The sequence below is a fragment of the Streptomyces sp. NPDC047079 genome (genome assembly GCF_040643755.1).
In the GTDB taxonomy this organism is placed as follows: domain Bacteria; phylum Actinomycetota; class Actinomycetes; order Streptomycetales; family Streptomycetaceae; genus Streptomyces.
In genome coordinates, this window is the sequence record NZ_JBEYUZ010000017.1 from 18,500 (window position 1) to 40,449 (window position 21,950).

A 21,950-nucleotide genomic window follows, 5' to 3' on the forward strand; every position below is an offset into this window, starting at 1 on the left:
GTCGGAAGAGCGGGTGGTACTGCACGGTCGACTTCGATCCATGCCAGCCCCACCTCCTCCGGCCGGTCCCTGGTGAGGGACGATCCATCTCCCCGTAGGGGAGTCTCACGGTGTCCGGGACTCGATCGCACCGCTTCAGCGTGCTGCCCGAAACCACCGGCCAAGAGTATCAGCCGACCGAAGTGTCAAGGCGCGGCTTTGCCCGGTACTGACGAGTTCTATGCTCGCCGCATGGTCGATGTTCTTGCTCTGGTCGAGGCCCGGTTGCGTACCGCGCTCGGCGAACCGGACGCCCGTGCGGCGGTCACCTTCCTCGGCACGGACCGCGTCGAGGTACTGCGCTTCCGGGAAGGGGACGTCCTCCGCTATGCCACCCTCGGCATGTCGGCCCAGCCGATGACCGACCCCGCCGCGATGCTCGCCGATCCCCTCAAGGGGCCCCGGGCCGAGCTGGTCCTCTCCGTCCGAGGCGGCCTCGCCGACACCGACAAGGCGCTCCGCCCACTCGCCGTCCTGGCCGCTTCCCCGCAGGTCGAGGGGGTGGTGGTGGCTCCTGGCGCCTCACTGGACGTGGGCGAACCGCTGTGGCCGGGCGCCCCGTTCACCTCCGTCCTGGTCGCCGAGCCGGGCGGCCTGGTCGAGGACCTGGAGCTGGACCCGCCCCTGGACCCCGTACGGTTCCTGCCGCTGCTGCCGATGACCCCGAACGAGGCCGCCTGGAAGCGGGTTCACGGGGCCCAGGCCCTCCGGGAGCGCTGGCTGACGCAGGGGACGGACCTGCGGGATCCGTCCCGCAGGTCCGTCCTCCTGGACTGACAGGGGAGTGAGCAAGCTCACCAACCACTGGCCGGAAGTCGTCAGTTGGCAAAGACGGTGACGCCGTCGTCCGAGGCGTGACGCGCCTCCGACTCCTCCGCCATGGGGGTTCCCCCGCTCGAGTGAAGCCGAGACGGGGAGACGGTGAGCGCCTTCCGCCGTACGAGGACCACGAGCGCGCCTACCACCGCGGTGACCGCCGCCACCACGAAGGGCATGTGGAGATCGCTCCACTCCTCGATCTTCGGCGCGAGGAAGGGCGCGGCCGCGGCGGCGAACCACCGTACGAAGTTGTAGCCGGCGCTCGCCACCGGGCGCGGGGCGTCCGAGACCCCGAGGGCCAGCTCGGTGTAGACCGTGTTGTTCACGCCGATGAAGGCACCGGAGAGGATCGTGCAGACGATGGCGGTGGTGTGGTCGCCGTAGCCGAGTACGGCGACGTCGGCCGCCAGCAGTACCAGGGAGCCGCCGAGCACCTTCAGCGAGCCGAAGCGCTCCTGCATGCGCGGCGCCACGACCACCGAGAAGACGGCGAGCAGCAGGCCCCAGGCGAAGAACGCGGCACCCGACTTGTACGGCGTCATGTTCAGCACGAACGGCGTGAAGGCCAGCACGGTGAAGAACGTGTAGTTGTAGAAGAACGCGGAGACGGCCGCGGAGGCGAGGCCTCCGTGGCCGAGCGCCTTGATCGGATCGAGCAGCGACGTCTTCCGCGCGGGCCTGGGCTGCTCCTTCAGGAACGCCGTGATGCACAGGAAGCCGATCGCCATCAGGGTGGCCGTGCCGAAGAACGGGTAGCGCCAGCTGATGTTGCCGAGCAGTGCGCCGAGCAGGGGACCGCAGGCCATGCCGAGGCCGAGCGCCGACTCGTACAACAGGATGGCCGCGGCGCTGCCCCCGGCCGCCGCGCCGACGATGACGGCGAGGGCCGTGGAGACGAACAGCGCGTTGCCGAGTCCCCAGCCGGCCCGGAAGCCGACGAGCTGGGCCACCGAGTGCGAGGTGCCCGCGAGGCCCGCGAAGACCACGACGAAGGCGAGACCCAGCAGGAGCGTCCTGCGGCCGCCGATGCGGCTGGAGACGAAGCCGGTCACCAGCATCGCGACGGCGGTGATCAGGAAGTACGAGGTGAAGAGCAGGGAGACCTGGCTCGGCGTCGCCTTCAGGCCCTGGGCGATGGACGGCAGGATCGGGTCGACGAGTCCGATGCCCATGAAGGCGACGACGGACGCGCCCGCGGTCGCCCAGACGGCCTTCGGCTGGCGTAGGAGGCCGCCGGCTCCCGCGTCGAACGGATCCGCACCGGTCGCCGCTGTGCCGGCTCCTCCTGTGCTGCTGCTCATGAGTGTCCTCGCAGTCCTCGCGACAAATGGTTGGCGTTTACATATATTAAGTTAGGTGGGCTAATTAATGCAACTACCATCCAGTTCCCCGGTACGGCCGACGTGCGGGCACACGCCGGACGGGTGATCGTCCTTGACGCGGCGCGGGACGGGGAGGACCGTGGGGCCCTATGAGGGGCGAACCCAGTTGCCCGAAGTGTGGTGGCCGGGTCAGGGCTCCCGGACTCTTCGCCGATTCCTGGCAGTGCGATGTGCACGGGAACGTGCATCCGCTGCAGCCCGTGATCCCGCCCAGCGTCGAGGCCCTCAGCGTCGTGGTGCACCGTGCCCGGGTGCCGGTGTGGATGCCGTGGCCACTGCCGGTGGGCTGGCTGTTCACGGGCGTGGCCTACGCCGGCGACGACCGCAGTGGCGGCCGTGCGACGGCCGTGGCCTGCTCGGGTCCCGGGCCCCTCGGCGGTGTGGGCGAGCTGATCCTCGTCGCCGAGGAACTGGGTGTGGGTCTCGGCGCGCGCTACGCGGGCATCGACGGCCCGGATCCCGGCCCCTATCTGAACGTCGAGAAGCCGCCCCAGGCCAAGGTGCTCGCCGTCGGGCGCCCCACCCCGCTGTGGCATGTCTCGGGCACTCCCGACGACCGGGCGGTCTTCGCCGGCGAGGCGCGCGGGTTGTGGCTGTGGGCGGTCGTCTGGCCCGAGCAGACGGGCATGCTCATGTACGACGAACTGGTGCTGACCGACTTGCGCGACGCGGGGGCGGAAGTGGACCTCCTGCCGATCGGGGCGTTGTCGCCGCGTCTGCTCGAACCGTGAGGCGGGGCCCCCGGCCGGAGGGTGTACGGCGACTCCGCCGGGCGCCGGGGAGGGCCTCGTGTGCGCAGGGCTGCACTGACTCCCTGCTAGTGGTCGGCTCGTAGGGGGCGCCTTGGGGCTGCGGGTGTGACAGGGGGGCCGGAACTCCCGTTATCCTTGAGCGTCCCTGTCCGCCCCGTCACCGCCTGGAGTCCGTGTCGTGCGCATCGATCTGCACACCCACTCCACCGCGTCCGACGGTACGGACACCCCGGCCGAGCTGGTGCTGCGCGCCGCCGCCGCGGGACTGGACGTCGTCGCGCTCACCGACCACGACACCACCCGCGGCCATGCGGAGGCGGCAAAGGCGCTGCCCGAGGGCCTGACCCTCGTCACCGGCGCCGAACTCTCCTGCCGGTGGAACGGCATCAGCATGCACATGCTGGCCTACCTCTTCGATCCCGAGGAGCCCCGCCTGCTCGCCGAGCGCGAACTGGTCCGGGACGACCGGGTGCCGCGGGCCCAGGCCATGATCGCCAAGCTCCGGGAGCTGGGCGTGCCGATCACCTGGGAGCAGGTGGCGCGCATCGCCGGCGAGGGCTCGGTCGGGCGCCCGCATCTCGCCTCCGCCCTGGTCGAGCTCGGTGTCGTGGACAGCGTCTCGGACGCGTTCACCCCCGAGTGGCTGGCCGACGGCGGCCGGGCCTACGTCGAGAAGCACGAAACGAATCCCTTCGAGGCGATCCGGCTGGTCAAGGCCGCGGGCGGGGTCACCGTCTTCGCGCACCCCGCCGCCTCGAAGCGGGGGCGCACCGTGCCGGAGTCCGCCATCGCCGACCTCGCCGCCGCCGGTCTCGACGGCGTCGAGGTCGACCATATGGACCACGATCCGGCGACCCGGGCGCGGCTGCGCGGGCTCGCGCAGGAGCTGGGACTTCTCGTCACGGGCTCCTCGGACTACCACGGCACCCGCAAGACGTGCCTCCTCGGCGACTACACCACCGATCCGGAGGTGTACGGGGAGATCACCCGGCGGGCCACCGGCGCGTTCCCGGTGCCGGGGACCGGCGGACGCCGGAGCGTCCAGCCCTTCCGTAAGTAGCCCCTGCCTCAGCAGGCACCCGGCATCCGCCGCCGTGCCCCCGCCTCGCCGCGCCACCCGGTGCGCGACCGCCTCCAGCGGCCCGGTCCGCCCGCCGCCGCGCGTTCGCTCCCTGCCCCTCCACCCCTTCCTTCCTCTCTCCCCGCTCTTCCCGTACCTCTGCGCAAGGCCCCCATGTTCGACGTCGCCGTCTTCGGTTCCCTCTTCCTCACCCTCTTCGTGATCATGGATCCCCCCGGGATCACCCCGATCTTCCTCGCACTCACCGCCGGACGCCCCGGCAAGGTGCAGAAACGGATGGCCTTCCAGGCCGTCTGTGTGGCCGGCGGAGTCATCGCCGTCTTCGGGATCCTGGGTCACCAGATCCTGAACTATCTCCATGTCTCCGTGCCCGCGCTGATGATCGCGGGCGGGCTGCTGCTCCTGCTGATCGCCCTCGACCTGCTCACCGGCAAGACGGACGAGCCGAAGCAGACCAAGGACGTCAATGTCGCCCTCGTGCCCCTCGGCATGCCGCTGCTGGCGGGGCCGGGCGCGATCGTCTCCGTGATCCTGGCGGTCCAGAAGGCCGACAGCGTGAGCACCCAGGTGTCCGTGTGGACGGCGATACTCGCGATCCACGTCGTGCTGTGGCTGGTCATGCGCTACTCGCTGCTGATCATCCGTGTGATCAAGGACGGCGGTGTGGTCCTGGTGACCCGTCTCGCGGGCATGATGCTCTCCGCGATCGCCGTGCAGCAGATCATCAACGGAGTCACCCAGGTGGTCCACGCCGGCTGAGCGCCAGGGCGGCCCCCGGAACACGCGAAGCCCCGTACGGACATTCCGTACGGGGCTCCGAAATCTCTGACGGCCTTGCGCGACCGCTTATGAGGCGGACTGGTCGGCCGGGCGGATCCAGAGTCGCTGCCCGATGGCGGCGGCCTGCTGAACGATCCGCTTGACGGAGGCGGCGTCCACGACGGTGGTGTCCACGGGCGTACCGTCGACGTCGTCGAGTCGCATGATTTCGAAGCGCATGAGGCTTCTCCCTTCGTCTGGTCATCCTCCTGCGGAGAACTACTGGTGTTGTTCGGAGCGCGGAGCGACGGTGCCCCCGTCCATAGAGAGTCAACGGGATGCTTGTTACAAACATTCCCTACGCTAAGGAAATTTTTCGAGTCGCTAATTACTGACCGGTAAGTCGGTGGACAGTCACCGGCAGCGGTAGGGATTCGTCTACATATGGCACCGGTCGGCACCGGTTGTGTTCGCAGCGTGACCACCGGGACAATGGAGGCATATGAACGACGACCTGGCGGCGCTCGGCGCCCGCATCGACCGCACGAACGAGCTGCTTCAGCGCATGCTCGCCGAGGTGGCGAAGACACCCTCGACCCATGCGATCTTCGTCGACGCCGGCTATCTGTACGCCGCCGCGGGACGGCTCGTCGCCGGGACCGAGGACCGCCGGGCCTTCGACCTCGACGCCGAAGGGCTGATCGAGGCATTCATCGACAGGGCGCGCTCGATCTTCGCGGACAGCCGCCTGCTGCGCGTGTACTGGTACGACGGGGCCCGCCGCCGAATCCACACGGCGGAACAGCAGTCCATCGCCGAACTCCCGGATGTCAAGGTGCGGCTCGGCAACCTCAACGCCAACAACCAGCAGAAGGGCGTCGACTCCCTGATCCGGACCGACCTCGAGTCGCTGGCCCGGCACCGGGCCATCAGCGACGCGGCACTCATCGGCGGCGACGAGGACCTGGTGTCGGCGGTGGAGGCCGCACAGGGCTACGGGGCACGGGTGCACCTGTGGGGGATCGAGGCCCCCGAGGGCCGCAACCAGGCGGAACCGCTGCTGTGGGAGGTCGACAGCCAGCGCACCCTCGAACTCGAATTCTTCAAGCCGTATGTGACCCGGCGGACGGCCACGGGGTACGAGGTGTCCTCGGCGGCCCGGCCCACGCGCGAGGACGTCCGCTTCGTGGGCGCTCAGATCGCGGCGAAGTGGCTGGCGGCCCGGGGTCGGGAGGCGCTGGCGGACCTGCTGCCCGGCCATCCGTATCTGCCCGGCTCCGTCGACCAGGATCTGCTGGTGGAGGCGGAGGGCCTTCTCCAGTACTCCCTGCGCGGCCAGTCGGACCTGCGGCGCGCGCTGCGGGACGGCTTCTGGGAGCACGTGCAGGGGCAGTACTGACGGCTTCCGGGAGCGTCTGCCCGGCGCTCGGGAGCGGGCGGCCAGGGCAGGCGTCGCGGGGCAGGCGGGGCTTTCGAACCTAGGAGTGACGGTTCCAGAAGGCCGCGAGGGCCTCGGCCGTGGGTTCGGGGCGGTCGGTGTTGGGGGAGTGCTCCGCGTGCGGTACGACCGTGCGGTGGGCGCCCAGCCGCGCGGCCATGTCGTCGAGCAGAGGGATCGGCCAGGTGTCGTCGCGGTCGCCGGACAGGACGTGCACGGGCAGACCGACGGCGGCCAGCTCGGCCACGCGGTCGGGCTCCTCGCACAGCTGCCGGCCCGTCGCCCGGAGCTGGGCGGGGCTGTTGCCGAGCCAGCGGCGGCGCAGGTCCTCCCCGTCGGCGAGCAGTCCCTCGTCGATGTCCGCGGCGTCGGCGTGTCCTGGCGGTTCCATGGCCTGGATGGCGTCCCACACCTCGGCCATGTTCATGATCGCGAGAGCGTCGCGCAGCAGTTTCACCCGCTGCTGCTGGGGGACCGAGATCTGGGCCGGGCCGGAGGCCATAAGGGTCAGCGACACGAACGGGGAGGTGTCGAGGAGGACGGCCGCCCTGGCGATCTGACCGCCGAGGGAGTGTCCGAGCAGATGCATGGGCGCGCCGATGGCGCGCGCCTGCGCGATCACGTCCCGGGCCAGCTCGCTCTGCGCGTACGGCGCCTCGTCGTCCCGGGGGCCGGGGGACTCGTACTGGCCCCGCCCGTCGACTGCGACCGTCCGGTACCCGGCGGCCGCGAGCAGGGGCTGGACGACGATGAAGTCCTCCTTGCTTCCGGTGAAGCCGGGGAGCAGGAGGGCGGTCCCCTTCACCCGCGAGGTCACCGCGTCCGCCACGAGCGCGGCGAACTCCCCGCGCTCCGTGGCGAGCATCTGCGCCCGGACACCGGGGGGCGGGACGAAGCTGGGCGGACGACTCATGGGGGCGAGGTTACCGGGCGGTTGGGGCCCCGGCGGAGACGGGGGCGGGTGACGTTCCGGTGTACGAGCGTCGAGAACACCGATGGCCCGCCCCCGGTGTGGGGACGGGCCATCGTGTTCTCGCCGGGTCAGCCCTCCGCGGGCTGAGCGGCCTTGCGCGTACGGCGGCGCGGCTTGGTCTCCGCGTCGTCCGCCTGCGCCGGGATCTCCGCCTCCACGGCGGCCGCCTTGCGGGTGCGGCGGCGGGGCTTGGCCTCGGCTTCCTCGGCCGCCTGCGCGGGGATCGGGGCTTCGGCTTCCGCGGCCTTGCGGGTGCGGCGGCGCGGCTTGGCCTCGGTGGTGTCGGCGGCGGCCGTCTCGACCACGGCGTCCACGGCGTCCTGGGCTTCCGCGGCCTTGCGGGTGCGGCGGCGCGGCTTGCTCTCCGTCGCCTCCGCGGTGTCCACAGCGGCCTCGGCCGTCTTGCGGGTACGCCGCGGCTTGGCCGGAGCCTCGCCCTCGGCCGTGTCCACAGCGCTCTCGGCGGCCTTGCGGGTGCGGCGGCGGGGCTTGGCCTCGGTGGCCTCGGTGGCCTCGGTGGCCTCGGTGGTGTCGGCGGCGGCCGTCTCGACCACGGCGTCCACGGCGTCCTGGGCTTCCGCGGCCTTGCGGGTGCGGCGGCGCGGCTTGCTCTCCGTCGCCTCCGCGGTGTCCACGGCGACCTCCGCGGCGGCGGGAGCCGCCTGAGTGGTGTCGGCGGCGGTCTCGACCACGGCTTCCGCGGTCGTGCGAGTGCGGGTGCGGCGGCGCGGCTTGACCGGCTCGGCGGTGTCCACCACAGCCTCAGCCGCCTCCGGCACCGTCGGCTCCACCGTCTCGGTCACCGCGGCGACCGGCTCGGTCGCCACCCCGCCGCGCGTGCGGCGACGGCGGCGCGGCGTGCGCGGCTCCACGGCCTCGGCCGTGTCGTCCGGCGTGCCCGCGGCGGTCGGGGCCGCGGTCGCGGCCGGCGCCTCGGACGCCGCGCCGCCCCGCGTACGGCGTCGGCGGCGCGGCGTACGCTCCGCCCGCTCGCCTTCCGCGGGCGGGACCGAGGCACGGCGGCCCCGCGGCCCCCGGCCGCCGGTCTCACCGAGGTCCTCCAGCTCCTCCGCCGCTAGCCCCGCGCGCGTGCGCTCCGAGCGCGGCAGCACACCCTTCGTGCCCTCGGGGATACCGAGGTCGGCAAAGAGGTGCTGGGAGGTGGAGTAGGTCTCCACCGGGTCGTTGAAGTCCAGCTCCAGCGCCTTGTTGATCAGCTGCCAGCGCGGGATGTCGTCCCAGTCGACGAGCGTGATCGCCGTACCCGACGCGCCCGCGCGACCCGTACGGCCGATGCGGTGCAGGTAGGTCTTCTCGTCCTCGGGGGACTGGTAGTTGATGACGTGCGTGACACCCTCGACGTCGATACCGCGCGCGGCCACGTCGGTGCACACGAGCACGTCCACCTTGCCGTTGCGGAAGGCCCGCAGCGCCTGCTCGCGCGCGCCCTGGCCCAGGTCGCCGTGGACCGCGCCCGACGCGTAGCCGCGCCGCTGGAGCTGCTCGGCGATGTCGGCCGCCGTCCGCTTCGTACGGCAGAAGACCATCGCCAGTCCGCGGCCCTCGGCCTGGAGCATGCGGGCGACCATCTCCGGCTTGTCCATGGAGTGCGCGCGGTAGACGAACTGCTTGATGTTCGCGACCGTCGCGCCCTCGTCGTCCGGTGCGGTGGCACGGATGTGCGTGGGCTGCGACATGTAGCGGCGGGCCAGACCGATCACCGCGCCCGGCATCGTGGCCGAGAACAGCATCGTCTGCCGCCTGGCCGGAAGCATGTCCATGATCTTCTCGACGTCGGGCAGGAAGCCCAGGTCGAGCATCTCGTCGGCCTCGTCGAGCACGAGACACTTCACGTGCTTCAGGTTCAGCTTCTTCTGGCCGGCGAGGTCCAGCAGGCGGCCCGGGGTGCCGACGACCACGTCGACGCCCTTCTTCAGGGCCTCGACCTGGGGCTCGTACGCCCGGCCGCCGTAGATCGCCGTGACGCGCACATTGCGCACCTTGCCCGCGGTGAGCAGGTCATTGGTGACCTGGGTGCACAGCTCGCGAGTGGGGACGACGACGAGCGCCTGGGGGGCGTCGGTGAGGGCCTCGGGCTTCGCCCGGCCCGCCTCGACGTCCACGGGGACGGTCACCCGCTCGAGGAGCGGGAGGCCGAATCCGAGCGTCTTGCCGGTGCCGGTCTTGGCCTGGCCGATGACGTCGGTGCCCGAGAGTGCTACGGGGAGCGTCATCTCCTGGATGGGGAAGGGAGTGATGATGCCGACGGCTTCCAGGGCCTCGGCCGTCTCGGGAAGGATCCCGAGGTCTCGAAAAGTCGTAGTCAGGGTGCTGCCTCTTCTGTGTGTGCGGTGCGAGGCGAGCGCGGGGGTCGTGACCGTGTCGGATGACGTCGGCCGCTTGGGGGACGGGCCTGTGGCACGGGACCACGCCGACGCTCCAGCGCTTCGTACCGCTGAGGGTCCCTCCGGGTGCCGTACGCACGGTGTCGTACGGACGAGGAAGGCTGTCAGGTCGGAGCCGATCGGGCCACCGACCGGGCATCCTCATACATGCGGCCTGTCGAGATACGTCGAAGTACCCAGCAGGCGCATTACCACCATACCCCGGAATCACGCACATGTGATGGCCGATTCGGTCACGTAGCCGTCGTCACACTGATTGACCAGGGACTTCCGCGGGGCGGTGAGCGGGCTATTGTGCGCTCCATGACCACGCCTGACAACGCCCCCGAGGCATCCGCCGAACCCACCGGAGTCGCAGCCCAGGACTGGGCGACGGCCTCCGCCGACCCGCAGTACCGTGCCGCGGTCACCGACCTGCTCGGCGCCCTGGCGTACGGGGAGCTGGCGGCGTTCGAACGGCTCGCGGAGGACGCGAAGCTCGCGCCGACGCTCGCGGACAAGGCGGAGCTGGCCAAGATGGCGTCCGCCGAGTTCCACCACTTCGAGCAGATCCGGGACCGGCTGACCGGGATCGGTGCCGGGCCCACCGAGGCGATGGAGCCGTTCGTCGCGGCGTACGACAGTTTCCACAAGCAGACGGCGCCCTCGGACTGGCTGGAGGGGCTCGTCAAGGCGTACGTGGGCGACTCGATCGCCAGCGACTTCTACCGCGAGGTCGCGGCCCGGCTCGACGTCGACACGCGGGGGCTCGTGCTCGCCGTGCTCGACGACACCGGGCACGCCAGCTTCGCCGTGGAGAAGGTGCGCGCGGCGATCGACGCCGACCCGCGCGTGGGCGGCCGTCTCGCCCTGTGGGCACGCCGGCTCATGGGCGAGGCGCTGTCGCAGTCCCAGCGTGTGGTCGCGGAGCGGGACGCCCTGTCGACCATGCTCGTCGGCGGTGTCGCGGACGGCTTCGACCTCGCCGAGGTCGGCAGGATGTTCTCGCGGATCACCGAGGCGCACACGAAGCGGATGGCGGCGCTGGGCCTGGCGGCCTGACGGCGGTTTCCGGTTCGGCGGCCCGGCGAGGGCGTCCCTGGACTCGGCACGCGCGGCCGGGTGCCCCGGGCCGCCCGTGTCGTCAGAGTCTGCGCGGGCGCCGACGGCCCCGGCGTCCGGCCTCAGGCCGTCGCCGACCTGCGCCGAAACCGCTCCGCGGGCCGCAGCAGCAGCGACAGTGAGGCCGCGGAGACCACCAGGGCGCCCAGGAGGATCACCAGGATGCCCGCGGCGCCCAGGGCGCTGTGGGTGACGAAGGCGCCGAAGAGGGCCCCCGCCACGCCCGTCGACAGCACCAGGGCACGGGCCGGCAGCCGGTGCGGCAGCCGGTAGGCGGCGGCCCATGCCAGGGCGAGCCCGAGGACGGCGGAGCCGAGCGCTTCCAAGAGCATGAGTGGTTCCTCCCACACGGCTGCTGCCAGGGCAAATCGGTCGTAGCCGGTCCTACCCGTGGCGCGCGGAACACAATCATCGTCTGTGCGCGGGATGTGCTCCATCTGCGCACTTTCCGCCGGGGCGGGAGGGCTGCCCGACCCAGCGGCGAAGGGACGGGAAAGGGGCCCGGCGGCACGCGCCGCCGGGCCCCTCCGCTGCTCCGTTCGGATCTACAGCGTGCCGAAGCCCACCTTGCGCGGGGCCGGTTCGCCGATCTCCACGTACGCGAGACGGTCGGCCGGGACCAGGAGCTTGCGGCCGTGCTCGTCCACGAGGCTCAACAGCGCCGACTTGCCGGACAGCGCCTCGGCCACGACGTGCTCCACCTCCTCGGCAGTCTGCCCGCTCTCCAGAACGATCTCGCGGGGCGCGTGCTGCACGCCGATCTTGACCTCCACGGCTTTGTCCCTCCGACGGTCAGTGATGTGCGCGGCCGTCCGCGCCGTACCAGCACACATTAGCCCGGTGAGGGGACGTACATGCTCTGCCCCGGAACGCCACGAGCGAACAGCCGACGGGAACAAACCGCCGTGCGGCTCACCCGGTGGCGCCGCACGGCCCCGCTCAGTGGTGCTGCTCGCTGCCGTGCAGCGGGAAGCCCGCGATGCCCCGCCAGGCCAGGGACGTCAGCAGCTGGACCGCCTGGTCGCGCGGCACGCTGCGGTCGCTGTGCAGCCAGGAGCGCGCCACGACCTGCGCGAGACCACCGAGCCCGGAGGCCAGCAGCATCGACTCGGCCCGCGACAGGCCGGTGTCCTCGGCGATGACGTCGCAGATCGCCTCCGCGCACTCGTTCGTCACCTTGTCGACGCGCTCGCGCACGGCGGGCTCGTTCGTCAGGTCCGACTCGAAGACCAGCCGGAACGCCCCGCCGTCGTCCTCCACATACGCGAAGTACGCGTCCATGGTGGCCCGGACGCGCTGCTTGTTGTCCGTCGTCGACGCGAGCGCGGTGCGCACGGCCTGGAGCAGGGCGTCGCAGTGCTGGTCCAGCAGGGCCAGATAGAGGTCGAGCTTGCCCGGGAAGTGCTGGTAGAGCACCGGCTTGCTGACGCCCGCGCGCTCGGCGATGTCGTCCATCGCGGCCGCGTGGTAGCCCTGCGCCACGAAGACTTCCTGCGCGGCGCCCAGCAGCTGGTTCCGTCGGGCACGGCGCGGCAGGCGAGTGCCCCGCGGGCGCGCCGCCTCTGTCTGCTCGATGGCTGTCACGCCGCCTCCCAAAATCGTCCACATGCGGTGTGCGCCGCGCCGCCATCGTACTTTTCGGTAACCGTGCTGTGCGCGGTGCGAGCGCAGAATTTCATGGACCGGACGCCGGGGAAACCCGTCCGGAGCGTGCCGAACGGGGGCACGACGGACAGGCCGCCTACCCGGTGGCGGCCGGCGACGGGCGGTCTCTCACCTCGCGCGGCCGTCTTCTCACCCCGGGTGACCGTTCGGCGCGGGGTGCTCGTCGAATCCGTCCGGCCTGTCCGAGTGCCCGGCCTGTTTGATGCGACCGTTGTACCCGGCTTGTCCGGCGCGATGGTCCTTGGGCCTCACCGATACCGATCGTGGGTCTCACCGGTGTCTCACCGATAGTCGTCCTCGTCGAGGGAGACGACGCGCTTCTGTTCGACGAGGTCCGCCTCGTTGGCGCGCAGGATCTCCTCCCCGGTCAGCGGCTCGTCCCGCTCCGGGGTCAGCTCCTGGCGCTGTTCGGCGGCGTCGTTCTCCGGGGCCTCGACGTCGAGCGCGTCGGGTTCGTCGACTTCGTCGAGTTCCTCGACGTCGATCTGGTCGACCTCGAACTTCTCGGGATCGGTGGGGTCTACGGCCATGGTGGGCTCCCTTCCCAGAACTCCTGGAACGTTCCTGAAGAGGCAGGGTCCACATGCGGGTGCCCTGTTATGAGCCTAGGAGACACCCGATTCGGATGCTATGGGTGAGGGAGGGGACGCTTCGCGGTCGGCCGAGGTGGTGTCGTGGCCGACGTGCCGGGTCCCGTCGTGTGGGGCGGTGTCGTATGTGACGGCGAACACATGAGCCACTACGTGATCGTCTCGTAACATTGCCGCATGTCTTCGACCGAGTTGCCGTCCGTTTCGGCCGCCAATGTACTCCCCAAGGTGGCGCCCGTCCGGGTCGAGGAGGGCGAACGGCTCAGGTCGGTGGGACTGCCGGGAATCACGCTGACGGTGCGGTCGAGACCGCCGCGGAACCAGGGTCTGCCGCCCGCGCTGTACGTTCATGGGCTCGGCGGCTCCTCCCAGAACTGGTCCGCGCTGATGTCCCTGCTGGACGGGCTCGTCGACGGCGAGGCCATCGATCTGCCGGGGTTCGGCGACTCCCCGCCGCCCGACGACGGCGACTACTCCGTCACCGGGCACGCGCGCGCGGTCATCCGCTATCTCGACGCCGCCGGACGTGGGCCCGTGCACCTGTTCGGCAATTCGCTGGGCGGAGCCGTCACCACGCGCGTGGCGGCCGTACGGCCCGATCTCGTGCGCACGCTCACCCTCGTCTCGCCCGCGCTCCCGGAGATCTTCGTGCAGCGCGGCGCGGTCCCGACGGGGTTGCTGGCGCTGCCCGGGGTCGCGGCCCTGTTCACCCGGTACACCCGGGGCTGGACGGCCGAGCAGCGCGTCCGGGGAGTCACGGCGCTGTGCTACGGCGACCCGGGGCGCGTCACTCCGGAGGGCTTCCGCAATGCCGTCGAGGAGATGGAGCGGCGGCTGCGGCTGCCGTACTTCTGGGACGCGATGGCACGCTCGGCGCGCGGCATCGTGAACGCGTACACGCTGGGCGGGCAGCACGGGCTGTGGCGTCAGGCGGAGCGGGTTCTCGCGCCGACCCTGCTGGTGTACGGCGGCCGGGACCAGCTCGTGGCGTTCCGGATGGCCCAGCGCGCGGCGCGCGCCTTCCGCGACTCCCGGCTGCTGACCCTGCCCGAGGCGGGACACGTCGCCATGATGGAGTACCCGGACCTGGTGGCCACGGCTTTCCGTGAACTCCTCGCGGACGCCGGGGAGTTGCCCGAGGGCGCCGGCGGCCGCGACCGCGGTGGGGCGCGGAGCGGTTCCCAGTCCGGCGGCGCCGGGGCAAGGAGCTGAGGGGCGGAGTGGGACGGCACAGCCGCAAGGGGCGGGGCACCAGGGGGAACACGGACACGGGCGCGGTGCCAGGCATACCGGCGCCCGCGCCGCCGGTCTCCGGCAGGACACCGACGGCCGGCGCGACACCGACGACCGGCACGAGACCGCCCGCGCCCCGGTCGGCGGCCGACGCCACGGAATCCCGGGACGCGGTGGCGCGCGGCCGGGTGTCCGCGAGGCCGGATTCCCCATCGGGCGCGCGCCCCGAGGACGGCCCGCCCGCGCAGGGCGCCTACCGTGCGCCCGGTCCGCCCGTGCGCGGCACGCGCCGTGCGGCCGAGGGCACCGTGGCGGCGGGCGCCCCGCGTTTCGCGGAGGGCACCCCCGCTCACGGAGTGCCCCGCTTCCCGGCCGACGGTACTCCCACGCACGGCACCCGCCCCGTCCGCGGGGATCACCCCCAGCAGCGTGAACCCGGCGGCGGCTGGGGCGAGTTCGGGGAAGGCGTCGGGTCCACGGGGTTGACCCGGCCCGCGCCTGCCGGGCGCGCCGAGCCCCGGGTTCCGCACCAGCGGACGCGGAGCGGCCCCCGCCAGGAGTACCTCGACGCCTTCGCCGAGAACGCGCGCCGCCGGGTCACGGAGTCCCCGGCGGACGGGCCGGCGACGGCCGAAGACGGTGCCGAGCCCCGGGTTCCGCACCAGCGCACGCGGAGCGGCCCCCGCCAGGAGTACCTCGACGCCTTCGCCGAGAACGCGCGCCGCCGGGTCACGGAGTCCCCGGCGGACGGGCGGTCGACGGCCGAAGACGGTGCCGCGCCCCGGGTTCCGCACCAGCGGACGCGGAGCGGCCCCCGCCAGGAGTACCTCGACGCCTTCGCCGAGAACGCGCGCCGCCGGGTCACGGAGTCCCCGGCGGACGGGCCGGCGACGGCCGAAGACGGTGCCGAGCCCCGTAGGGCATCCGGCAGGGGGCGTACGTCGGCCGGTATCGCGGCCGCAGCCGTCACCACCGCGCTCGCCATCGTCGTCGCCGGTCAGGTCGCCGACGGACAGGACGGCGGCGCCGCGCGGTCGCGGTCCGCCACCAGCCAGGCCCGCGACACCCACGGCCCCGCTGTCGGCGGCTACGGCACCCCGGCCCCGCCCGCCCGGCCCAGCGCCACGCCGCTGACGTACGAGCAGGCCATGGGGCGCAGGTACCCGCTCGGCGCCACGCTGAAGGCCTCGGGCAGGTTCTCCGCGGTCCCCGGCTTCGCCAAGGCACCGGGCACGGGGCGCAAGTACACCTACCGCGTGGACGTTGAGAAGGGGCTCGGCCTCGACGCCGGACTCTTCGCCGAAGCCGTCCAGAAGACCCTCAACGACGACCGAAGCTGGGCCCATCGCGGCGCCCGCTCCTTCGAGCGCGTCTCCTCCGGCAAGCCCGACTTCGTGATCACGCTCGCCAGCCCGGGCACCACCGCCACCTGGTGCGCGAAGTCCGGCCTGGACACGACGGAGGACAACGTCTCCTGCGACTCGGCCTCCACCGAGCGCGTGATGATCAACGCCTACCGCTGGGCACAGGGCTCGACGACATACGGCGACAGAATTCACGCATACCGCCAGATGCTGATCAACCACGAGGTCGGCCACCGCCTCGGCTACGGCCATGTCACCTGCGGCAAGGACGGCGAGTTGGCCCCGGTCATGCAGCAGCAGACCAAGTTCCTCGACCACGACGGGATCCACTGCCTGCCCAACCCCTGGCCATTTCCCGGGAGTTGACCGCACCCGCTCTCGTCAGATTGACACGCGGGGAAAGTTCATACATATTTCTGCGCATGTCGCACCGTCACGCCTTCGTCCGCGCCGCCTTCGAGCTGGCGCTCATCGGCGTGACCCCGCTCTGCGTGGCCGACATTCACTGTCGCTGACGCCCCGCCTCCGGCGTGAGCGTCGCCTTCTCACCACATTCGGGAATCCCCGTGGGTTCCCGTCATCTCCGTGAGCCCCGGTCGACCCCGTGATCGCACGGCGACCGCATGGCTGCACGCTGTCCGACGACTGACGCCGGGGCCGACGTCCGCCCCCATTTGTCTCACTCCTCGTCAATCCGTCTCGCAAACTGAGACACCCTCCGAGAGGTCGTCATTCCGATGCGTCAACCGTCCGTCATAGCGCGCCGCCTGGCAGCGGCATCCGTAGGCCTGGTCGTGGCAGCGGGCGCCGCCGCCTGCGGGCCGAAGGACAACGATGCCAAGGGCGCCGGTGGCGACTCCACGCCGCACCAGGGCGGCACGTTGACCGTCCTGAACTCCCAGCCGCAGCAGGACTTCGACCCGGCGCGCCTGTACACCTCCGGCGGCGGCAACGTGCCCTCCCTGGTCCTCCGCACCCTCACCACGCGCAACCGCGAGAACGGCGCCGCGGGCGCTAAGGTCGTACCGGACCTCGCCACCGACACCGGCCGCCCGAGCAAGGACGCGACCGTGTGGACGTACACCCTGAAGAAGGGCCTCAAGTACGAGGACGGCACCCCGATCACCTCCGCCGACATCAAGTACGGCATCGAGCGCTCCTTCGCCCCCGAACTGTCCGGCGGCGCGCCCTACCTGCGGGACTGGCTGGTCGGCGCGGCGCACTACCAGGGCCCCTACAAGGACAAGAAGGGCCTCGACGCCATCGAGACGCCGGACAGCCGCACCCTCGTCTTCCATCTGAACAAGCCCGAGGGCGAGTTCCCGTACCTGGCGACGCAGACGCAGTTCACGCCCGTGCCGAAGGCGAAGGACACCGGCACCAAGTACGAGGAGCACCCGGTCTCGTCCGGACCGTACAAGGTCGTCAAGAACGAGAACGACGGCGAGACGCTCGTCCTGGAGCGCAACACGTACTGGTCGGCGGCGACGGACGAGGAGCGCAAGGCCTACCCGGACCGGATCGACGTACGCTCCGGGCTGGACTCCTCGGTGATCAACCAGCGTCTGTCCGCGTCCCAGGGCGCGGACGCCGCCGCGGTCACCACCGACACCAACCTCGGCCCGGCCGAGCTCGCCAAGGTGACCGGAGACAAGGCACTCGCCTCGCGCGTCGGCACCGGCCACTTCGGCTACACGAACTACCTCGCGTTCAACCCCACGGTCAAGCCGTTCGACGACGTCAAGGTGCGGCAGGCGATCTCGTACGCCCTCGACCGGTCGTCGGTCGTCAACGCGGCGGGCGGCTCCTCGCTGGCCGAGCCCGCCACGACCTTCCTGCCCGACCAGAAGTCCTTCGGCTATACGCCCTACGACCTGTTCCCGGCGGGGAGGAACGGCGCCCCGGAAAAGGCCGGGGAACTGCTGAAGGAGGCCGGTCACCCGGGCGGGCTCACCATCACCCTGACCCACTCCAACAGCAAGGACTTCGAGACCAGCCCGGAGATCGCGACCGCGGTCCAGGACGCCCTCAAGAAGGCCGGCATCACCGTCAAGCTCCAGGGCCTGGAGGAGAACGACTACAAGGGCAAGATCCACAGCGTCAGGACGGAACCCGGATTCTTCCTCGCCCACTGGGGCGCCGACTGGCCGTCCGGCGGCCCCTTCCTCGCCCCGATCTTCGACGGCCGGCAGATCGTCAAGGACGGCGCGAACTTCAACACGGGCCTGCTGAACGACAAGTCGGTCAATTCCGAGATCGACTCGATCAACAAGCTGACCGACCTTGACGCGGCCGCCAAGCGCTGGGGCGCACTGGACAAGAAGATCGGCGAGCAGGCCCTCGTCGTGCCTCTGTTCCACCCCGTCTACAAGCGCCTGTACGGCAAGGACGTCAAGAACATCGTGATCAGCGACTGGACCGGTGTGCTGGACATCTCGCAGGTCGCGGTGAAGTAGCGCCGTGAGCGAGGCACTTGTCGCCACCCAGGCTCCCGGGACGGGCACCCCCGTCCCGGGAGCCTCGGGGGCTCGTCTGTTCCGGCGGCGGCTGCGGGCGCAGCGCGCCGCCCTCGTCGCGGCGGCCGTCGTCGCGCTGCTCGTCCTGATCGCGCTCGCCGCGCCGCTGCTCACCGCGCTCGAGGGCCAGGACCCGACCACGTACCACCCCGCCCTCGTCGACTCGGCGCGCGGCGGCGTCCCCGTCGGCTCGCTCGGCGGCATCAGCGCCGACCACTGGCTCGGCGTCGAGCCGCAGACCGGACGCGACCTGTTCGCGCGGCTGGTGTACGGGGCGCGGGTCTCGCTCGGAGTGGCGCTGGCGGCGACCGTCGTCCAGGTCCTCATCGGGGTCGCGGTCGGTGTCGCCTCCGCCCTCGGCAACCGATGGGTCGATCAGCTGCTGAGCCGTGCCACCGACATCATCGTGGGCATGCCACTGATGATCATGTCGCTGGCGCTGCTCGCGATCGTGCCCGCCGGCTTCCCGCGGCCCGTCCTGGTCACCCTCGTCATCGGTCTGATCGCCTGGGGCAACGTCGCGAAGATCGTGCGCGCCCAGACACTCACCCTGAAGGGGCTCGACTACGTCCTTGCCGCCCGGCTCAGCGGCTGGGGCACCTGGCGGATCGCCCTCCGTGAGCTGCTGCCCGGACTCGCGGCGCCCGTCATCACGTACGCGGCTCTGCTGGTCCCCATCAACATCTCCGTCGAGGCCGCCCTGTCCTTCCTCGGTGTCGGCGTGAAGCCGCCGACACCGTCCTGGGGTCAGATGCTCACCGCCGCCGACGTCTGGTACCAGGCGGCGCCGCAGTACCTGCTGCTCCCGGCCGGCGCCCTCTTCGTGACCGTCCTGGCCCTGACCGTCCTCGGCGACGGCGTCCGCACGGCCCTCGACCCGCGCGCGGCCTCCCGCCTGCGTGTCGGCACCGGCCGCACACGCGAGGACGGCGCGAGCGGCGCGGAGACCGGGACGGGCACCACGAAGGGAGCGGACGCATGAGCGGCCTCGGCGGTTTCGTACTGCGCCGCTCCGTCGGCACCGTGATCACCCTGTTCGCCATCTCGGTGATCATCTACGTCGTCTTCTACGCCACCCCGGGCGACGTCGCCCAGATCACCTGCGGCCCGCGCTGCTCACCGGAACAGGTCCACCAGGTCGCCCAGCAGCTCAGGCTCGACGAGCCGTTGTACGCGCGCTACGGGCACTTCCTTCAGGGCCTCCTCGCCGGCCAGGACTACTCCACGGGCACGTCGGTGGAGCACTGCGCGGCGCCCTGCCTCGGGCTCTCCTACCAGAGCGACCAGCAGGTCACGGACCTCATCCTGACGAAGCTCCCGGTGAGCCTGTCCCTCGTGCTCGGCGCCATGGTGCTGTGGCTCGTCCTGGGCATGGGCACCGGCATGCTCTCCGCCTGGCGGCGCGGCAGGCCCACCGAGCGGGTGCTGACCGGCATCACCCTGGCGGGCACCGCCACACCCGTCTTCGTCATCGGCCTGGTCCTCATGATCGTCGTCTGCGGCGAGCTGCACCTGCTGCCCTTCCCGCAGTACGTCGCCTTCACCGACGATCCCGAGCAGTGGGCGTGGAACCTGCTGCTGCCGTGGCTCTCCCTCGCCCTGGTCGAGGCCGCCACCTTCGCCCGTCTGACCAGGGCGTCGATGCTGGAGACGCTCGCCGAGGACCACATTCGCACCTTCCGGGCCTACGGCGTCGGCGAGCGCTCGGTCATCGGACGGCACGCGCTGCGCGGCGCACTCGCGCCCGTCATCGCGCTGAACGCCAACAACTTCGGCTCGGCCGTCGGCGGTGCCGTGCTCACCGAGACGCTCTTCGGACTGCCCGGCATCGGACAGGAACTGGTCCAGGCGGTCAAGGTCGTGGACCTGCCGGTGGTCGTCGGCATGGTCCTGGTCATCGGCTTCTTCGTGGTCGTCGCCAACGCCGTCGCGGACGTGCTGTACGCGGTGGCCGACCGACGGGTGGTACTCGTATGAGCCTCGTGGAAGTGACCGATCTGACCGTCCGGTTCGGCGACCTCCGCGCCGTCGGCGGGCTCTCCTTCCGGCTGGAGAAGGGTGCCGCACTGGGCCTGGTGGGCGAGTCCGGCTCGGGCAAGTCCACCGTCGCGGCGGCCCTGCTGGGCCTGCACCGCGGCACGGGCGCCAGGGTCGGCGGCTCGGTCCAGGTGGCCGGCACCGACGTACGGCAGGCGTCCGAGGACGAACTGCGGCGGCTGCGCGGCGGGAAGGCCGCGATGGTCTTCCAGGACCCGCTGTCCTCACTGGACCCCTACTACGCGATCGGGGACCAGATCGCCGAGGTGTACCGGGTGCACACGCGCGCCTCACGGCGTGCCGCACGCGCGCGTGCCGTCGAGGTGCTGGACCGGGTCGGAATCCCGGATGCGGCACGGCGCTCCCGCTCCCGTCCGCACGAGTTCAGCGGCGGTATGCGCCAGCGTGCCCTGATCGCCATGGCACTGGCCTGCGAGCCGGAGCTGCTGATCGCCGACGAGCCGACCACCGCGCTGGACGTGACCGTCCAGGCCCAGATCCTGGACCTGCTGCACACTCTGCGGCAGGAGACCGGGATGGGGCTGCTGCTGGTCACCCACGACGTGGGCGTCGCCGCCGAAAGCGTCGACGACGTGCTCGTGATGCGCCACGGCAAGGCCGTCGAACGCGGGCCGGTCGCCACCGTCCTGGGGGATCCCCGGGAGCGGTACACACGGGAACTGCTGGGCGCGGTGCCGCGGGTGGACGCGCCCCGCGCACGCGAGGGCGCCGCATCGGACGACGTCGTCGTCGAGGCGTCGGGGCTGCGGCGCGTATTCGGGCGCGGCAGACGGAGTTTCACCGCCGTGGACGACGTGTCGCTCACGGTGCGGCGCGGCGAGACCCTCGGCATCGTCGGCGAGAGCGGCAGCGGGAAGACCACACTGGGCCGCATGCTGGTCGGGCTGCTGGAACCCACCGCCGGCGAGGTCCGCCACGAGCAAGTGGTGCGCTCCGGGGTGGACCCGGCCGTGCAGATGGTCTTCCAGGACCCCGTCTCCTCCCTCAACCCCCGGCGCAGCGTGGGCGAGTCGATCGCCGACCCGCTCCGGGCGCGCGGGAGGGCGAGCGACGAGCAGCGCATCCGGGAGCGTGTGCGCGAACTGCTGCGGCGCGTGGGGCTCGACGAGTCGCACTACGACCGCTACCCGCACGAGTTCAGTGGCGGGCAGCGCCAGCGCGTGGGCATCGCGCGAGCCCTCGCCGCCGAGCCGCGGGTCATCGTCTGCGACGAGCCGGTCTCGGCGCTCGACGTCACCACCCAGGCCCAGGTCATCGCCCTGCTGAGCGAGCTGCAACGCGAACTCGGGCTCGCGCTCGTCTTCGTCGCGCACGACCTGGCCGTCGTGCGGCAGGTCAGCGACCGGGTCGCGGTGATGCGGCGAGGGCGGATCGTCGAGTACGGACCCGCCGACGAGGTCTACGACGCGCCCCGGGACCCGTACACGAAGCAGCTGCTGGCGGCCGTACCCGCACTCGACCCCGCGGTGGCGGCCGAGCGGCGCGCCGCCCGCACGGTGCTCGCGACGGCGTAAGAGCTCCGAACAAAATGGGCGCCTCGAGCCGGGCGCCCAGTTTGTTCCCAGCTCTAAGCCCGCCATGCGGCGGCCGGTCCCGGGCCGGCCGCCGCACAACGGCGGGCGACCGCGGATCCCTTGACACGAGTGAACGCGGTCCGCACGCGAAAGTTACGACCGTTCACCCCTTTTGGTGGTGCGATGGACAACCGTCCGTCGCGCCACCGCCTTGTCCGCATACGTTCGTCCCGCTGCGAGCCGCCGGCACAACGGCGGCTC

Annotated in this window: 21 protein-coding genes; 13 read left to right on the forward strand and 8 right to left on the reverse strand. The window is 71.5% G+C overall.

Annotation, left to right across the window (positions count from 1 at the left end):
• Positions 1–231 precede the first annotated feature (231 nt).
• Positions 232–816, forward strand: a complete 585-nt coding sequence (locus tag ABZ823_RS21675; RefSeq protein WP_361662674.1) for a suppressor of fused domain protein — start codon at positions 232–234, stop codon at positions 814–816.
• A 41-nt stretch (positions 817–857) separates the two neighbouring features.
• On the opposite strand, the gene ABZ823_RS21680 is transcribed toward ABZ823_RS21675, so the two are convergent.
• Complete coding sequence (locus tag ABZ823_RS21680; protein WP_361662677.1) at positions 858–2,159, reverse strand: MFS transporter; 1,302 nt, start codon at positions 2,157–2,159, stop codon at positions 858–860.
• Positions 2,160–2,329: 170 nt separating this feature from the next.
• On the opposite strand from ABZ823_RS21680, the gene ABZ823_RS21685 reads away from it, so the two are divergent.
• The 3 genes from ABZ823_RS21685 (at position 2,330) to ABZ823_RS21695 (ending at position 4,832) form a co-directional block, all read left to right on the forward strand.
• Positions 2,330–2,971: a DUF6758 family protein gene (locus tag ABZ823_RS21685; protein ID WP_361662680.1), complete on the forward strand. Its 642-nt coding sequence runs from the start codon at positions 2,330–2,332 to the stop codon at positions 2,969–2,971.
• 199 nt (positions 2,972–3,170) lie between these two features.
• Complete coding sequence (locus tag ABZ823_RS21690; protein ID WP_361662683.1) at positions 3,171–4,052, forward strand: PHP domain-containing protein; 882 nt, start codon at positions 3,171–3,173, stop codon at positions 4,050–4,052.
• Positions 4,053–4,226: 174 nt separating this feature from the next.
• Positions 4,227–4,832, forward strand: a complete 606-nt coding sequence (locus tag ABZ823_RS21695; protein WP_361662686.1) for a MarC family protein — start codon at positions 4,227–4,229, stop codon at positions 4,830–4,832.
• An 87-nt stretch (positions 4,833–4,919) separates the two neighbouring features.
• On the opposite strand, the gene ABZ823_RS21700 is transcribed toward ABZ823_RS21695, so the two are convergent.
• On the reverse strand, positions 4,920–5,072 hold the full coding sequence (locus tag ABZ823_RS21700) for a hypothetical protein (protein WP_361662689.1): 153 nt from the start codon (positions 5,070–5,072) through the stop codon (positions 4,920–4,922).
• A gap of 262 nt (positions 5,073–5,334) precedes the next feature.
• Here ABZ823_RS21700 and ABZ823_RS21705 point away from each other — a divergent pair, with 262 nt between their 5' ends.
• Positions 5,335–6,231 carry an NYN domain-containing protein gene (locus ABZ823_RS21705; protein ID WP_361662693.1) on the forward strand — a complete coding sequence of 299 codons (897 nt, stop codon included), beginning with the start codon at positions 5,335–5,337 and terminating at the stop codon, positions 6,229–6,231.
• 79 nt (positions 6,232–6,310) lie between these two features.
• Here ABZ823_RS21705 and ABZ823_RS21710 read toward each other — a convergent pair whose 3' ends face one another.
• Both ABZ823_RS21710 and ABZ823_RS21715 read right to left on the reverse strand, forming a co-directional pair.
• Positions 6,311–7,183, reverse strand: a complete 873-nt coding sequence (locus tag ABZ823_RS21710; RefSeq protein WP_361662696.1) for an alpha/beta hydrolase — start codon at positions 7,181–7,183, stop codon at positions 6,311–6,313.
• A 128-nt stretch (positions 7,184–7,311) separates the two neighbouring features.
• Entirely contained in the window at positions 7,312–9,477 is a 2,166-nt protein-coding gene (locus ABZ823_RS21715; protein WP_361662699.1) for a DEAD/DEAH box helicase, read from the reverse strand.
• Positions 9,478–9,951: 474 nt separating this feature from the next.
• Between ABZ823_RS21715 and ABZ823_RS21720 the strand changes: the two genes are divergently transcribed.
• A complete protein-coding gene (locus ABZ823_RS21720) occupies positions 9,952–10,689 on the forward strand; it encodes a ferritin-like fold-containing protein (RefSeq protein WP_361662702.1) in 738 nt (245 codons plus the stop codon).
• Between the two features lie 122 nt (positions 10,690–10,811).
• Here the strand turns inward: ABZ823_RS21720 and ABZ823_RS21725 are convergent, their stop codons facing one another.
• The 4 genes from ABZ823_RS21725 to ABZ823_RS21740 all read right to left on the reverse strand — a co-directional run bounded on the left by ABZ823_RS21725 (position 10,812) and on the right by ABZ823_RS21740 (position 12,944).
• On the reverse strand, positions 10,812–11,081 hold the full coding sequence (locus tag ABZ823_RS21725; protein WP_361662705.1) for a hypothetical protein: 270 nt from the start codon (positions 11,079–11,081) through the stop codon (positions 10,812–10,814).
• A gap of 213 nt (positions 11,082–11,294) precedes the next feature.
• Positions 11,295–11,522 (reverse strand): DUF3107 domain-containing protein, encoded by a 228-nt coding sequence (locus ABZ823_RS21730; protein WP_234514282.1) that lies wholly within the window; start codon positions 11,520–11,522, stop codon positions 11,295–11,297.
• Positions 11,523–11,688: 166 nt separating this feature from the next.
• On the reverse strand, positions 11,689–12,333 hold the full coding sequence (locus ABZ823_RS21735) for a TetR/AcrR family transcriptional regulator (protein ID WP_361662708.1): 645 nt from the start codon (positions 12,331–12,333) through the stop codon (positions 11,689–11,691).
• Between the two features lie 362 nt (positions 12,334–12,695).
• Positions 12,696–12,944: a hypothetical protein gene (locus ABZ823_RS21740; RefSeq protein WP_361662711.1), complete on the reverse strand. Its 249-nt coding sequence runs from the start codon at positions 12,942–12,944 to the stop codon at positions 12,696–12,698.
• A gap of 237 nt (positions 12,945–13,181) precedes the next feature.
• Between ABZ823_RS21740 and ABZ823_RS21745 the strand changes: the two genes are divergently transcribed.
• From ABZ823_RS21745 to ABZ823_RS21775, 7 genes are all read left to right on the forward strand, one after another.
• A complete protein-coding gene (locus ABZ823_RS21745) occupies positions 13,182–14,216 on the forward strand; it encodes an alpha/beta hydrolase (RefSeq protein ID WP_361662714.1) in 1,035 nt (344 codons plus the stop codon).
• Positions 14,217–14,224: 8 nt separating this feature from the next.
• The gene (locus ABZ823_RS21750) at positions 14,225–15,967 is read left to right on the forward strand and encodes a DUF3152 domain-containing protein (RefSeq protein WP_361662717.1); all 1,743 of its coding nucleotides are present in this window, start codon (positions 14,225–14,227) and stop codon (positions 15,965–15,967) included.
• 56 nt (positions 15,968–16,023) lie between these two features.
• Complete coding sequence (locus ABZ823_RS21755) at positions 16,024–16,116, forward strand: Ms4533A family Cys-rich leader peptide (RefSeq protein ID WP_361662720.1); 93 nt, start codon at positions 16,024–16,026, stop codon at positions 16,114–16,116.
• A gap of 222 nt (positions 16,117–16,338) precedes the next feature.
• Complete coding sequence (locus ABZ823_RS21760) at positions 16,339–18,057, forward strand: ABC transporter substrate-binding protein (RefSeq protein WP_361662723.1); 1,719 nt, start codon at positions 16,339–16,341, stop codon at positions 18,055–18,057.
• A gap of 4 nt (positions 18,058–18,061) precedes the next feature.
• On the forward strand, positions 18,062–19,099 hold the full coding sequence (locus ABZ823_RS21765; protein ID WP_361662726.1) for an ABC transporter permease: 1,038 nt from the start codon (positions 18,062–18,064) through the stop codon (positions 19,097–19,099).
• The gene (locus ABZ823_RS21770) at positions 19,096–20,094 is read left to right on the forward strand and encodes an ABC transporter permease (protein ID WP_361662729.1); all 999 of its coding nucleotides are present in this window, start codon (positions 19,096–19,098) and stop codon (positions 20,092–20,094) included. The genes ABZ823_RS21765 and ABZ823_RS21770 overlap by 4 nt, the downstream gene beginning before the upstream one ends.
• Positions 20,091–21,689, forward strand: coding sequence for an ABC transporter ATP-binding protein (locus ABZ823_RS21775; RefSeq protein WP_361662732.1), 1,599 nt, complete (start codon positions 20,091–20,093; stop codon positions 21,687–21,689). Before ABZ823_RS21770 ends, ABZ823_RS21775 begins: the two co-directional genes overlap by 4 nt.
• Positions 21,690–21,950 lie beyond the last annotated feature (261 nt).